This is a genomic window from Vibrio sp. J383 (genome assembly GCF_023503985.1).
Taxonomy (GTDB): Bacteria; Pseudomonadota; Gammaproteobacteria; order Enterobacterales; family Vibrionaceae; genus Vibrio; species Vibrio splendidus.
The window spans coordinates 2,343,110-2,356,884 of sequence record NZ_CP097293.1; the positions used below are offsets into that span (position 1 = coordinate 2,343,110).

14 protein-coding genes are annotated in these 13,775 nt (G+C 42.5%); 8 read left to right on the top strand and 6 right to left on the bottom strand.

Annotation, left to right across the window (positions count from 1 at the left end; translation table 11 throughout):
- Positions 1–509 precede the first annotated feature (509 nt).
- Positions 510–1,985, top strand: a complete 1,476-nt coding sequence (locus tag M4S28_RS10680; protein WP_102481848.1) for an aerolysin family beta-barrel pore-forming toxin — start codon at positions 510–512, stop codon at positions 1,983–1,985.
- Between the two features lie 154 nt (positions 1,986–2,139).
- Here the strand turns inward: M4S28_RS10680 and M4S28_RS10685 are convergent, their stop codons facing one another.
- Positions 2,140–2,775, bottom strand: a complete 636-nt coding sequence (locus M4S28_RS10685; RefSeq protein WP_249631775.1) for a LysE family translocator — start codon at positions 2,773–2,775, stop codon at positions 2,140–2,142.
- Between the two features lie 298 nt (positions 2,776–3,073).
- On the opposite strand from M4S28_RS10685, the gene M4S28_RS10690 reads away from it, so the two are divergent.
- On the top strand, positions 3,074–4,546 hold the full coding sequence (locus tag M4S28_RS10690) for a carboxypeptidase M32 (RefSeq protein WP_249631776.1): 1,473 nt from the start codon (positions 3,074–3,076) through the stop codon (positions 4,544–4,546).
- 191 nt (positions 4,547–4,737) lie between these two features.
- Here the strand turns inward: M4S28_RS10690 and M4S28_RS10695 are convergent, their stop codons facing one another.
- The gene (locus tag M4S28_RS10695; protein WP_249631777.1) at positions 4,738–5,130 is read right to left on the bottom strand and encodes a hypothetical protein; all 393 of its coding nucleotides are present in this window, start codon (positions 5,128–5,130) and stop codon (positions 4,738–4,740) included.
- A 140-nt stretch (positions 5,131–5,270) separates the two neighbouring features.
- On the opposite strand from M4S28_RS10695, the gene M4S28_RS10700 reads away from it, so the two are divergent.
- From M4S28_RS10700 to M4S28_RS10710, 3 genes are all read left to right on the top strand, one after another.
- Positions 5,271–5,861, top strand: coding sequence for a TetR/AcrR family transcriptional regulator (locus tag M4S28_RS10700; protein ID WP_102465991.1), 591 nt, complete (start codon positions 5,271–5,273; stop codon positions 5,859–5,861).
- A 358-nt stretch (positions 5,862–6,219) separates the two neighbouring features.
- Positions 6,220–6,423 carry a pyrophosphatase gene (locus M4S28_RS10705; protein ID WP_102464631.1) on the top strand — a complete coding sequence of 68 codons (204 nt, stop codon included), beginning with the start codon at positions 6,220–6,222 and terminating at the stop codon, positions 6,421–6,423.
- Between the two features lie 406 nt (positions 6,424–6,829).
- Positions 6,830–7,282: a hypothetical protein gene (locus tag M4S28_RS10710; protein ID WP_133149037.1), complete on the top strand. Its 453-nt coding sequence runs from the start codon at positions 6,830–6,832 to the stop codon at positions 7,280–7,282.
- A gap of 425 nt (positions 7,283–7,707) precedes the next feature.
- On the opposite strand, the gene M4S28_RS10715 is transcribed toward M4S28_RS10710, so the two are convergent.
- Both M4S28_RS10715 and M4S28_RS10720 read right to left on the bottom strand, forming a co-directional pair.
- Positions 7,708–8,712, bottom strand: coding sequence for a metal-dependent hydrolase (locus M4S28_RS10715; RefSeq protein WP_249631778.1), 1,005 nt, complete (start codon positions 8,710–8,712; stop codon positions 7,708–7,710).
- A gap of 221 nt (positions 8,713–8,933) precedes the next feature.
- Positions 8,934–9,743, bottom strand: coding sequence for a sulfite exporter TauE/SafE family protein (locus tag M4S28_RS10720; RefSeq protein WP_004733565.1), 810 nt, complete (start codon positions 9,741–9,743; stop codon positions 8,934–8,936).
- A gap of 343 nt (positions 9,744–10,086) precedes the next feature.
- On the opposite strand from M4S28_RS10720, the gene M4S28_RS10725 reads away from it, so the two are divergent.
- Positions 10,087–11,064 (top strand): DUF1852 domain-containing protein, encoded by a 978-nt coding sequence (locus M4S28_RS10725; protein ID WP_004733564.1) that lies wholly within the window; start codon positions 10,087–10,089, stop codon positions 11,062–11,064.
- A gap of 45 nt (positions 11,065–11,109) precedes the next feature.
- A complete protein-coding gene (locus tag M4S28_RS10730) occupies positions 11,110–12,138 on the top strand; it encodes a methionine synthase (RefSeq protein ID WP_249631779.1) in 1,029 nt (342 codons plus the stop codon).
- A 131-nt stretch (positions 12,139–12,269) separates the two neighbouring features.
- Here the strand turns inward: M4S28_RS10730 and M4S28_RS10735 are convergent, their stop codons facing one another.
- Positions 12,270–12,707, bottom strand: coding sequence for a MarR family winged helix-turn-helix transcriptional regulator (locus tag M4S28_RS10735; RefSeq protein WP_017077136.1), 438 nt, complete (start codon positions 12,705–12,707; stop codon positions 12,270–12,272).
- Between the two features lie 85 nt (positions 12,708–12,792).
- Between M4S28_RS10735 and M4S28_RS10740 the strand changes: the two genes are divergently transcribed.
- Complete coding sequence (locus M4S28_RS10740) at positions 12,793–13,239, top strand: hypothetical protein (protein ID WP_017082703.1); 447 nt, start codon at positions 12,793–12,795, stop codon at positions 13,237–13,239.
- 44 nt (positions 13,240–13,283) lie between these two features.
- On the opposite strand, the gene M4S28_RS10745 is transcribed toward M4S28_RS10740, so the two are convergent.
- Complete coding sequence (locus tag M4S28_RS10745; protein WP_108092780.1) at positions 13,284–13,766, bottom strand: tetratricopeptide repeat protein; 483 nt, start codon at positions 13,764–13,766, stop codon at positions 13,284–13,286.
- Between the last annotated feature and the right edge of the window lie 9 nt (positions 13,767–13,775).

Below are 13,775 nucleotides of genomic sequence, written 5' to 3' on the forward strand. Positions count from 1 at the left end.
TGATCCTTGTCGATGTTACACATAGAAAACGGATGGTTATTTTTATTCTTCTATCAGTAATACAACGACGATTTTATCCTGACTTAAAATGTTTCAGTGTTAAAAAGGTCGCACATCAAGGTATCCAATCTAGATTTAGACACCTTATGGCTAAATACCCGCCTTAAAGTTACGAAAATTGTGAATGGTTATATCTAACTTTCTACTTAACCATTCACATCAAGCGTAACGAAATAACATCAAAGCGTTTTGACGTTTATGCCCAAATAATAACACTCTATTTTTCTAAAAACGGTTTGAGCCCCATCAAATAATTTCCTTTAAGTTGCATACACTTTCACCCTACAAACACATTCAATAATACAACCCGATGAATTTAAAGGGTAAATTAATTCAAGCCTTTTCAGTATCTATCTATTTATCAACATGAAAAAGTGAACTTGTCTTGTTAACTACACGGCACACAAAACATTATCAAAATAGAAAAATTACAAACGAGGGAATTGTTAATGATTAGTATAAACAGAAGTCTCTTAGCAACCGCAGTGTTGTCTGTTCTATCAACCGGGGTAAACGCAAAGGTGTACCCGGACCAAATAGTGTTTGACCAACTTGGTGAAGATGTATGTCGCTCTGGTTATCGTCCTTTAGACCGCTATGAAGCCGAAGAGCAGAAGAGTGCTTTGGTCGCTCGTATGGGCACTTGGCAGATTACTGGGTTAAAAGGAAACTGGGTAATCATGGGGCCGGGTTATCATGGCGAAATTAAACAATCAAACAGCGGGTCGACGTTCTGTTATCCGAACAATGACCAATCTGAAATACCAAATTACTCTGCTAAAGCCGTCACAGAAGGCAGCGAGATAGACGTTGAATATGACTTAGTGAACAACCGCAATGATTTTGTACGCCCTCTTAGCTATCTAGCTCACAACCTAGGTTATGCATGGGTTGGCGGTAACAACAGTCAGTATGTTGGCGAAGACATGACGATTAAGCGCTCGGGTGACTCTTGGATAATACAAGGTAACAACAGTGGTTCTTGTGATGGTTATCGCTGTAACGAAAAGACTAAGATCACCGTCGACAACTTTACCTACACCGTTAACGACAATAACTTTTGGCACGGCGATGTCGTCGAGTCCGATCGTGAACTGGTTAAAACAGTTTACGCTACCGCGAGAAACAGAAGCGACATCGCGCAGCAAGTCGTTGTCGACCTAAAAGTCGATGAGTCTACAAATTGGTCGAAAACGAATAGCTATGGGTTCTCCGAAAGTGTTCAAACAGAGAATACATTCAAATGGCCTTTGGTTGGCGAGACTAAGCTAACGATTAAATTAGAAGCGAATCAGAGCTTCGCTGAAACCAATGGTAACTCTACGAGCGAGCAAGTCACACTACAAGCTCGTCCTATGGTTCCAGCGAATTCAGAGCTGCCGATTCGAGTTGAGTTGTATCGTTCAACCATTTCTTATCCGTACCGATTCAACGCCGACATCAGTTACGATGTTGAATTTAACGGCTTCCTACGTTGGGGTGGTAACGCATGGCACAGCCATCCAGACAACCGCCCGTACAAAGCTCACACCTTCACTATGGGCCGCAGCAGCAATGAATCAGCCGATATTCGTTACCAATGGGATCACAGATACATTCCAGGCGAAACGAAATGGTGGGACTGGGGCTGGGCGATCAAAGAAGCCGGTTTATCAAGCATGCAGTACGCGACTGGAGGAAGCTTACGCCCATTCCACTCCTACGTATCCGGTGATTTCAACGCTGAATCTCAATTTGCAGGCACCATTGAGATTGGCCAAGCAACACCAATTACTAACAGTTTACGCAGCAAAAGAAGTGTTGATTCAGTCAACGAAACCACTGAGCGCATTGGCGATATCGAAGTTACCACCAACTTTAATGCAGATGAGTTGAGTGACTTAGGTTTCGAAGGCGCTGAGATGAACATTAGCGTTGTTGAATAACGCAGTGGCTCACATCTAACACTCGATTTACCAGTAACAAAAAAGCCCACGGCAGTGTTTATATACAAACCTAATGTGGGCTTTCTTCTTTTTAATTCAATTGTGTAGAGCCTTTAGGACGACTCTCAATAACCTATACCCAAAACGATTCAGGTTATACTGGCTCTTCCATCAGAAGCTTAACACCCAGCCCCACCAGCACCATGCCAGTCACACCTTCCATCCACTTCATAAAGCTCGCGTTCTTAAGCAAGTTTTTAGCGGAGTTCAGAGCCCCAGCCAAACTACATTGCCACACCATAGCAATCATAAAGTGCACTGAAGCCATCAACATAGATTGCAATAACGGTGAACCTTCAGGGTTTACGAATTGAGGCAGAAAGGCCAAATAGAAAACCGCCGTCTTCGGGTTCAGTACATTAGATAGGAAGCCTTCGCGCAGAGAACGCTTAGCACTGTATGCTTGCTTAGCTTGCTCGCCAACCTTCATACCGCCGCCATTTTTCATCAAAGCGCGTAAACTGCTTAAGCCAAGCCAAATCAGATAAACCGCACCCACCATTTTGACGGCTTGAAAGAGTTCAGCTGATTGAGCAAGAATCGCAGAGATCCCCACGGCAGAGAAAAAAGCATGCACATAAAGGCCGCCACAAATACCTAAGCTGGTCATAGCACCGTCAGCTAAGCCGGAGCGGCTAGTATTACGAATCACCAATGCCGTATCTAAACCCGGCGTTAGCGTTAAAATAGTGATGGCAATTAGAAATGCCTCAAAGTTCAAAATATCCATATTATTGTCATTGTTGTTCAGCGATCTATCATCAATACCGCTTATCTGAACAATTCGCAAGCAACAATTGCCATCTGCTATACAAGTCACTGATTTTGTGCACAATGGAACAGTTTGATTTGTTAAGAAATAGTAAATTCTAGGCATCGTACTGCCTCATGCTTTTATCGCTATATCTTCGACTGCGAAGGTCAGCGTCATTAAAAAGCAGAGCCATAATCAAAGTACACCAGAGATGAACCTTAAAGCTGACGCTGTCCTAGGGATCATTTAAAGAAACCAAATTAAGAGTAGTCAAATGAGCGCATTCAAAAAACTAGTCGAGCACTCTCAAAAATGTTCACGCTTTCAACACCTCGCCTCTATTTGTGGTTGGGACCAAGCTTCAATGATGCCTGCCGGTGGTAACCAAGCTCGTAGTGAAGCGATGGCCGAACTTTCGGTTCATATTCACGGATTGATGACGCAACCACAGCTTGGCGATTGGATTGCAGATGCTGAAAACGAAGCGCTAAATGGCGAGCAACAATCGTCTCTACGTGAAATTAAACGCCAATGGCAACAAGCGAACCTACTTCCAGAAAAACTGGTTGAAACGAAATCTCTAGCGGGTTCAAAATGTGAACATGCATGGCGCAGCCAACGTGGTAACAACGACTGGGTTGGATTCGAAAAGAACTGGCGTGAAGTGGTTGAGCTATCTCGTGAAGAAGCGCAGATCCGCGCCGATGCAGCGAACCTAACGCCTTATGATGCCATGCTGGATATCTATGAACCGGGTACCAGCTCTGCTTCTCTTGATATCTTGTTTGCAGACGTTAAAACCTGGCTACCAAACCTGATTGACGAAGTGATCGAAAAACAGTCGAGCGAGCAATTTAATGCGCCATCTGGGATCTATTCGACCGAGAAACAGAAAGCACTTGGCTTAGAAGTCATGAGGCTACTTCAGTTCGACTTCGAACACGGCCGATTGGATGAAAGTGTTCACCCATTCTGTGGCGGCGTCCCTTCAGACGTGCGCATCACAACCCGATACGACGAAGCGGAATTCGTTCAAAGCTTAATGGGTATTGTGCATGAAACAGGACACGCACGTTACGAACAAGGCTTACCAAAGCACCTAGCAGGCCAACCGGCAGGCGAAGCGCGCTCTATGGGCATCCACGAATCTCAATCTTTGTTCTTCGAGATGCAAGTTGGCCGCAGCGACCCATTCATCGGACACTTAGCAAACTTGGCGGGGCAGCAATTCTCAGGTTCAGAGTTTGAGAAAGAGAACTTCCAGAAGATCTACACTCGCGTGAAGAAAGACTTCATCCGTGTTGACGCTGATGAGCTTACCTACCCTGCACACGTTATCTTGCGCTACGAAATTGAACGTGACTTGATCAACGGTAAGATCAAACACACCGATGTGCCAGAACTATGGAATACTAAGATGCAGTCATACCTTGGATTAAGCACTCAAGGCAATTTCACTAACGGCTGTATGCAAGATATCCACTGGACCGACGGCGCATTTGGTTATTTCCCATCTTACACATTAGGCGCTATGTACGCGGCGCAATTCATGGCTTCAATGAAGAAAACTGTCGATGTGAACTCTGTGATTGAAAGTGGCGACCTATCACCTATCTTCACTTGGTTAGAATCGAATATTTGGAGTAAAGGCAGCCTGCTTAACACCGATGACTTGGTGAAAGGCGCAACCGGTGAAACCTTGAATGCGCAATACTTCAAAGACCACCTAAGAAGCCGTTACCTTTAATGGAATAAATCGATAGAGGCTGTTCAGTTTATTGATTCAGCCTTTTTAATCACATTTTCAAATATACTTAGGTTGATTTGAAGGCTTTATCCCTTAATCGAACTTAACAATCACGGATTAGCCGAGGTATTTCAAATACCTCTAATGTAGTGGCCAAGTTCATTCAACCACTACATTTCCTCAATACGCTTTTAGTGATAGCGCGCGAATAAACGTTCGGCTATTTTAGCTGCGATCAACATCTCTACCCAGGCGATCGGAATCAAGACAAAGGCCATGTCCCAAGTTCCCAAACCTGAATTAACAGAACCAACCCAAAACACGCCTATAGTCGCTAACGTTGTTACCGTTGCTGAAATGAAGATAGATTTCAAATTCCGACCGAAAACTTGAGCACACAGCCAGTATATGAACACTAGTGTACTCGCTATCATGGTGTCCCATACCCCCCAGATAAGTGCGTTACTGACTCCCATTGGCCCGATATCGATTTTACCTGCGTAGAACTCTTCCATCATTGGAAAAGCAACCAGCATCGCTCTTGCCACCTCTGCAGCATGTATCCAGATGCTTGTTAGTAGCATTACGATTATAAAATTTTTCAGATTGAAGTTTGAGTTCACGACTTGTCCTATTCTAAAGTGATCGTTACATAATTGACATTCTGAAGTGATCACTTCAGAATGTCAATTATCCAAATCTGTCGTTGTTTTAGGAGACACAAATGAGCGCGGGTAGAAAAAGAGCATTCGACAAAGAACTAGCACTAAAAACAGCAATGTATGTTTTCTGGAGCCGAGGGTATGGAGGGACGTCTGTTGCTCAGCTCTCAACGGCACTGAACATTAATACCTCAAGCCTTTATGCCGCATTCGGAAGTAAAGATAAGCTTTATAAATCCTGTCTTGAATACTATTTAGAGCACTACATTTTACCTGTTTATGCGGAAATTCAGCCCCCTAACGATGCGACTGGAATAAAAGGGCTTAAACGTTATTTTGAGTCTCTAATCGATTTGTTTATGAACTTAGAGACCCCAAAGGGCTGCTTGCTAATTAAAAGTACAGGTGAAACTGAAAACCCTTTGTTTCCATCTGATGTGAAAGAGTTTTTGAAAATACAAAGTGAGAGGATATATCAAATAACGTTGTCATTTGTGCAAGTATCCTTTGCTGGACAAGATAGCGAATACCAAGCATCGCTCGCTAATTTGGTCACAATAGTAAGCAATGGCATTGCTGTTCAAGCAGCCGCAGGGCAGCCTAAAGAGACGTTGAATAAATGTGCTGATCAGTTCACTAGAATTTTACAATAGACACAACATGGCTGTAGCAATGCACGTTAGGACTGAAGTGATTTAGAGTTGGAGCACCACAACCAATCTCTGAGTTTTATGATTATGGTTGAGCGCTATCAGTGAAGAGGTCGAAAATCGATTTACCTATTTCGACTATTGCCAGATTGCGCTGTTCCATTGAAACATCAGTATGACTAACAGAATGCTAACAATGAAATCACGAATTAGCATAAGTATGGAAAGTCACTAAGATTGATGGTGCGCATCACTGTCTTGCTTTTACACAAATCTGACATTGATGAATACCATAATCTATCGATATAGACATCAATATATTGTATTATTACATTTGTATTTATACTTATTAGGATTTTCTATGTTGATTCACGAATTTTCGAATAAGGACGTTACCGCTGAGCATGTAATTTTAGCTCAAGCAATACTAGCAGGGACTGCTCAAGGTGATAAAAGTAAAGCACAGCGCTTTATGATTTTTGTAAATGAGATTCCCGATGCGCCGACTGTGCAAGACCTGATTCCACGCTTTAGTCAATTTATGAAGCGCTTTAAAGTCAGCTGAAATTCAGAATACTTTACACAGGGATGTGTAATTAAGATCACCAACTCCCCCCTAACCACTACCTACTTGTAAACTCTATCTGACCCTATGCTCACTCTATATCTAGCCATTGTTGTCAGAGGACAATAGAGTTTGATCAATTTTAAAAACGTTTTTGGACAAACCCTTCTTAGGGCAGTCACTTAAATTAGGCAAATGCTGATAATTTTTGGGAATGGAAAGTCACTTTATGAAATGTCTAATTTTGCAGGTGCAGCTCAGATCACGCAGAGAAGTTTCGGGGCAGATAATTTTCACTTTATTGGCTGTTTATTAAATTTAGAATATATCCTTGGATTTGTTGAGTGGTTATTGTTTTTTAGTCTAAATATAAATTACAATGCTATTTTTATATATTAATATACTAATGATGAAAACAAAATTATCCCTTATATTTTTACCTTTTTGCTTAGTTGGCTGTGTAAATATGCAAGAGTTAGACTTGGTTAATCAAGGTGAATATTTAGTGCTTGAGAGAGACCTAACAAGAATTAGGACTCACGCCGTTTTGGGTATTCAAGACTTATTTCCAACATCTTGGGTTGAGGGTGTCTCCTCCGGAGTATATGTTTCAGAGGGGCAAGATTCTCAAGGTATTTTTTATCAAAGTGTAAATTCCTGCATCGGTTTAGAAAACAAGAGAAAAATGGTCGGATACATGCATGGGTGGGACTGTGGCATTTGGGTTCCCTACAATAAAAATGAAGTCGTTAAATCCTACATCCATAATGATAGCCACACTTTTGGGGCACCTTCCTATTTGGATTGGTACGCGGAATTTACATATGACCAATTTGAATCAACTTTGAAAAAACAATAAGAAATAGAGGCAAAGGGGAGCAATTTTATCTCAAACTTGCACAAAGATGTTTGTTGATTCCCTTACTTTAGTTGTTAACTTTTTCCAAACGAGTCTCTTTGAAATGGTTGAACGTCTTATACACTCAACGACCCACCTGAAAGATGACTCCAAGAAAAGAGTTTTTCTTAATGAAAAAAGTTCAAATAGAGGAAGACGCACGCCCCTAAAATTTTTAGAGCATTTTATCTAACAAGTTTTGGGGCAGAAATGAGCTACAACTTCCCCTAGATTAACAATTAAGAGATAACTAAAGGTATGGAAAGTCGCTTAACGTAGCGTCCAGTATTGATGGTACAGATCAATGCAACATCGACCGGTTAAATAAACGAATAGAAAAGGCTGAGCAGGTTATCTGACTCAGCCTTTTTACTCTTCATAACGAGTCATTTATCGCCAGTGAGCATGTCGAAGAAGATCTTTCTCGACTCTGGTGTGCTGTCTCTGTGCGTTTCGTATTTTACATGCGTGTTTGCATCAACAGCTTTTGATAGCTTAATGCTCCAGAGCGCTTTCAGTTGGTTCGGTACAATTGAATACCTAACATCAATAATCCGCAGATCATCTGATGGGTCCTGTGCAATATAGCCATTAGAGAACCAGCGGAAGCGTTCAATGTCTTTGGCTTGTTGAGAATCAGGGTCAAGCCAAGGTAAATCACTGCTAACGTTCAGCTTAGCGATCGATTCTCCTGGATATACGTTTACCGATGTGCCAACCCGCACTGCGTCTACATGGTAATGAGCCTCTGTTTCGTACACCACTTTCCAAACCAAGATATTAGCAAAGCTCGGTTTTGCCTCTAATCGAATCGGCGTATGTTGTCTTTCTTCCGCTAATTGCCACCCTATCGCCTCTGCTCTGTCTCTTTGTATCATTCCTAATGTTGGATAAATTAGAGCCCAAGCAAACGCAACACGTGCTAGCCAAGGTGCTCGTTTCAACGTTGCAAACACAAGTAAAATTAAGATGGGAAGCGTATAAACAGGATCGATTATTGATATGGTATTCCAAGCAAAACGCGCGTTGGTCAAAGGCCAAAGTAACTGCGTGCCATAAGTGGTACAAGCGTCTAACAGTGCATGAGTGCCGTAACCTAGAGTACAAAACAGCCAGCTTTGTTTGAAAGAAAGCCCGCGCCTTTTTGCAATGAGATGATGCAAAACCAAGGCACAGATCAAACTGCCAATGGGGATAAAGAAGAGTGAATGGGTAAATTGTCGATGAAACTCCAAAGCCAGCAAAGGATCAGTCTGTGACTTAATCAGTGCATCTAAATCTGGAGCCAATCCAGAGAGTAGACCTAATACCCCAGCGACAACCAAGTTCTGTTTTTTGCTGGCCGATTGTGACAAAGAAGCGCCTAACACGCCCTGCGTTAAAGGATCCATAAATCACTCATTGATAGCATTCCGTTGAATCAAACAAGATACATTTAGCTATAGCAGTGAATTGGGTTAAATAACAATATTTTACCAAGATACTCATGCACATAAACGTATAAAAGTCGGCTGACAGATATAAAAAGAGCTGCCAAATGACTGCTCTTTTTCATTCATTAGTACTAAATCTATCTGTTCATACCCAACACATAATATCGAACAACAAAAAATTAACGCGCCACCATACTTGCTGCGATAACCACTAACAGTATCGAGAAGATTTTCTTAATCGTTGGAACCGGTAAATGATTGGTTGCTTTTGCGCCTAAAGGGGCAGTAAACCAAGACGTGCACACAATACCCAACAGCGCAGGCAGATAAACAAAGCCAGCAAAACCGTCTGATAGAGCAAAGTGGCTGCTGCCTGAACTGATGTAACCTATCGAGCCAAACAACGCGATGACAATGCCACAAGCCGACGCGCAGCCAATAGCCTTTTTCATATCGACAGAGAAGAACGTTAATAGCGGAACCAGCAATGCACCGCCACCAATGCCTATCATGGCAGACAAGCCACCCGTAATGGTTGTCAGCACAGTTAGCACGCCCTTGTTTGGCAGTTTTCGTTCCTTAGGTGCATCATTTTTACTACTTAAGAACATCTTGATCGCAATAAGAACTACACTCACGGCGAACACAATACGAACGACTTTTTCCGGCAACAGAGCCGCCATAAAGCCACTAACCAGTGCACCTAGAGCAACACCGAGCATGATCCAAGGCGCCAGATCCCAAGGCACGTTTCCATTCTTGTGGTGAGCAAGTGCAGAAGAAGTTGAGGTGAACAGTATCGATGCCAACGAAGTAGCGATGGCCGCAACAACCACTTGATCCGCAGGTAGAATCTCTAAGTGAAGTAAAATGCTGCTTAGCACCGGAACAATGATCAGCCCTCCGCCAATCCCCAAAAGCCCGGCAAGAAAACCAACACCACTGCCTAATAATGCACAGTATAAAATCAACAACAGCAATTCACTCATTTCATCCATCTCTTAATTAAATTAATCGTCTTAAATAACACACTAATAATGTGGTTATATTTCCATCAAGCTAATTAATATAACTGACACCGGCTTAAATATTCAAACAGAATAGATCATGAATATTCCTCATGTTCAATGTGAAGTAATACCATTGTTAATGGTGAACCTATCAACGTATAAAAACCTTAAGCGATTAACTTTATACGACATTAATTCTGCTAAGCATTGATGTCAGACAGCATAGCCTTCGATTCTTAATCCGGTCACAAGCAAAAAATAAAAGCCGTTTTAATACTAAAGACCGAGAGAATCAGAAAACAAATTGGGATACCAAATCAGCATGAATAAAGAATTTAATTTTACGATTAAGAGCATTAGCCTCGACGAAAACTACCAGCCTGCAGACAGCACGCGCATCACAACCAACTTTGCTAACCTGGCTAGAGGCGACAGCCGCCAAGCGAACTTGCGTAATGCGCTACAAATGATCGATAACAGTTTCAACGCGTTAGCACACTGGGACAACCCTAAGGGCGACCGTTACTCTGTTGAGCTTGAAATCATTTCTGTTGATATGGATATTGAAAGCAACGGCGAAGCATTCCCTTCAATTGAAGTGCTGAAAACCAATATTCTGGACCGTAAAACCAACGAGCGTATTGAAGGCATTATCGGAAATAACTTCTCTTCTTATGTTCGAGATTATGACTTTAGCGTACGTCTATTGGATCATAATAAAGGCCAAGATAAATTCAGCATTCCAGAAGATTTTGGTGATTTACACGGCAAGCTTTTTAAATATTTCGTTAACTCTGACGCTTACAAAAAGAACTTTAATAAGCCACCTGTTATTTGCTTAAGCGTGTCAGATAATAAAACCTATTACCGCACTGAAAACCAACACCCAGTATTAGGTTTTGAATACCAACCGAATGAGTCCTCTTTAACTGAGCAATATTTCAAGAAGATGGGCTTACAGGTTCGTTATTTCATGCCGCCAAACAGTGTTGCACCTTTGGCTTTCTATTTCTTTGGTGATCTACTGAACGACTACTCGAACCTAGAGCTTATCAGCACCATCAGCACAATGGGTACGTTCCAGAAAATCTACCGACCTGAGATTTACAACGCGAACGCGGTTGCGGGCAACTGTTACCAACCAAACTTGAAAAACTTGGATCACTCGCTGACTCAAATCGTGTATGACCGTGAAGAACGAAGCCAGTTAGCGGTTGAACAAGGTAAATTCGCAGAAGAGAATTTCATTAAGCCATACCAATCAGTTCTAGAGAACTGGTCGGCAAATTACGCACTTTAATCGTCTATTGCGCTCTCAAACCACCCAAGGATAGGCAGTATTATTATGAAAACACTATTACCGACTTCAACAGCGGGCAGCTTGCCGAAACCGTCTTGGCTTGCACAACCAGAGACGCTTTGGTCGCCATGGAAACTTCAAGGCGCTGAACTCACAGATGGCAAACAAGATGCGCTGCGTGTCTCTCTGCACGAGCAGCAGCAAGCAGGCATTGATATTGTGAGTGACGGTGAGCAAACACGTCAGCACTTTGTAACGACCTTCATTGAACATTTGAATGGCGTTGATTTTGAAAAGCGTGAAACCGTTAAAATCCGCGACCGTTACGATGCAAGTGTCCCTACAGTCGTTGGCCCTGTTTCTCGTCAGAAATCCGTGTTTGTCGAAGATGCTAAATTCTTACGTCAACAAACCGATCAACCGATCAAATGGGCTCTGCCGGGGCCTATGACCATGATTGATACACTTTACGATGCGCATTACCAAAGCCGTGAAAAACTGGCGTGGGAATTTGCGAAGATCCTCAACGAAGAAGCGAAAGAGTTAGAAGCAGCAGGCGTTGATATTATTCAGTTCGATGAACCTGCGTTTAACGTGTTCTTTGATGAAGTGAATAATTGGGGCATCGCGTGCTTAGAAAGAGCCATTGAAGGGCTTAAGTGCGAAACAGCAGTGCATATTTGTTATGGCTACGGCATTAAAGCGAATACGGATTGGAAAAAAACGTTAGGCACCGAGTGGCGCCAATACGAAGAAGTGTTTCCTAAGCTGCAGCAATCGAATATCGATATCATCTCTTTAGAGTGTCACAACTCTCATGTACCTCTTGAGCTACTTGAACTGGTACGAGGTAAGAAAGTGATGGTCGGTGCAATCGATGTGGCTACCGATTCCATTGAAACACCAGAAGAAGTGGCTAACACTCTACGAGAAACACTTAAGTACGTTGATGCCGATAAGCTCTACCCTTGCACTAACTGCGGCATGGCACCCCTACCTCGCGAAATTGCCTCAGCGAAGCTTAATGCGCTCAGTGCTGGCGCAGAGATCGTTCGTAAAGAGCTTTCAGCGTAACGCTTTCCTAAAGAACAAAAGCTATCCCCTGAAGCCTAAGTATCACATCGATGCTTAGGCTTCCGTACTCTTCTCAACTTCCACTCTCTATCTATTTATCTATTTATCTATTTATCTATTTATCTATTTATTTATTTATCTAAGAAGGTAGCCATCTTCTTCAAAGTGATTAGCGCCTTATCAAGCTCGTCTCTTTCAATGCTTTCAGCGCCACTTTCAGCCCATACTTCCTGTTTTTTATCTAATAGCGAATACGCTTCCTTGCCCTTTTCAGTCATGTTAACCAGCTTTGCTTTTTTGTGATTCGGGTTATCAAGCCAAGTTAGCAGGCCATCTTTCACCATGATGTCGGTAACACGCTGAGTCGCTTGTCTGCTTTGCCCCATAATACGAGCAATTTGAGAAACCGTGACCAGATCATCGGACTTTTCGATCGCACCCATCACCTTCCATCTGGCACTGCTTAACCCTAACTCTTCGGTTAATTTGTCACCCTCAGCATTCAATAGACCACTGACCTTAAAGATCTCTAGTGCGATCTTTGTGAAAACTTCTCCATTCGTATCCATAACACTCACTTTGACAACATGCTGTCATTAAATTAGACTTAAAACCAAATTGACAACATGTTACCAAATTAAAGGCGTAAATGATATGAAACCAATAATCCACAAAACAGCGGCATTAACAGCAACACTGTGTGTCGCGACATTCTTTACCAGCACATTGCTTGTAGAACTGTTTGGTACTTTGGAATCAGTGAAGCTAGTCAAGTCGATGATCGTTTTTCCGGGCTTGTTTATTCTTGTCCCAGCCATTGCGATCACTGGTGCGACCGGCGCAGCTATGGCAAAACAACGAAAAGGGAAAATAGTTGAGCGTAAGAGTAAACGCATGCCAATTATCGCGTTCAACGGGATCGTTATTTTGATTCCAGCCGCTTACTTTTTAAATCAGTGGGCAAGTTTAGGAGAGTTCGACTCAGTGTTTTATGGCGTTCAGATTTTAGAACTGATAGCAGGCGCGACCAACCTAACACTGATGTCTTTGAATATCATGGACGGCAGAAAGTTTCGTCCTAAGAAGGCAACACAAGGCTAAGCTCATCGTATTTAAGCAAACAGATGAGCTTTATACGCGGCTGTTTACCAGGTTTTATCCAAGTCTTGAGCATATAAAGAGATCGCTCGTTGGTACTCTTTGATCGCTTCGCTATTCGTCGTGGAAACTAAAAGCTCAAGTAACAGCGATGTCGCCTCTTTATGGCGACCTAAATTGTACAAGCACATTGCGTAGAAAGGTTTCACTTCTATCGAGTCAGGATACTCAGCCATAGTCTGTTCGAAATAGCCTAAAGCCTCTGCATAAAGGCCAAGGCTTCGATAAGTACTCGCCAAACCGAACAGCGCATCAAAACGCTCTACTGAAGAAAGCACGCCAGACAGAGACAGCACATAGTGATCAATCGCCTGTTGCTCTTTGCCTTGGTTGTCGTAAGACCACGCAATCTGTAAATGAGCTTTCGCCGCATAGTTTTCATCAGTGAGTAGCGTTGCCAGTAAGTCACGCGACGCTTGATACTTCTCTTCTTTTCGCAGTTCGATTGCTTGTTTGATAATGGTGTCCATAACTCTCCC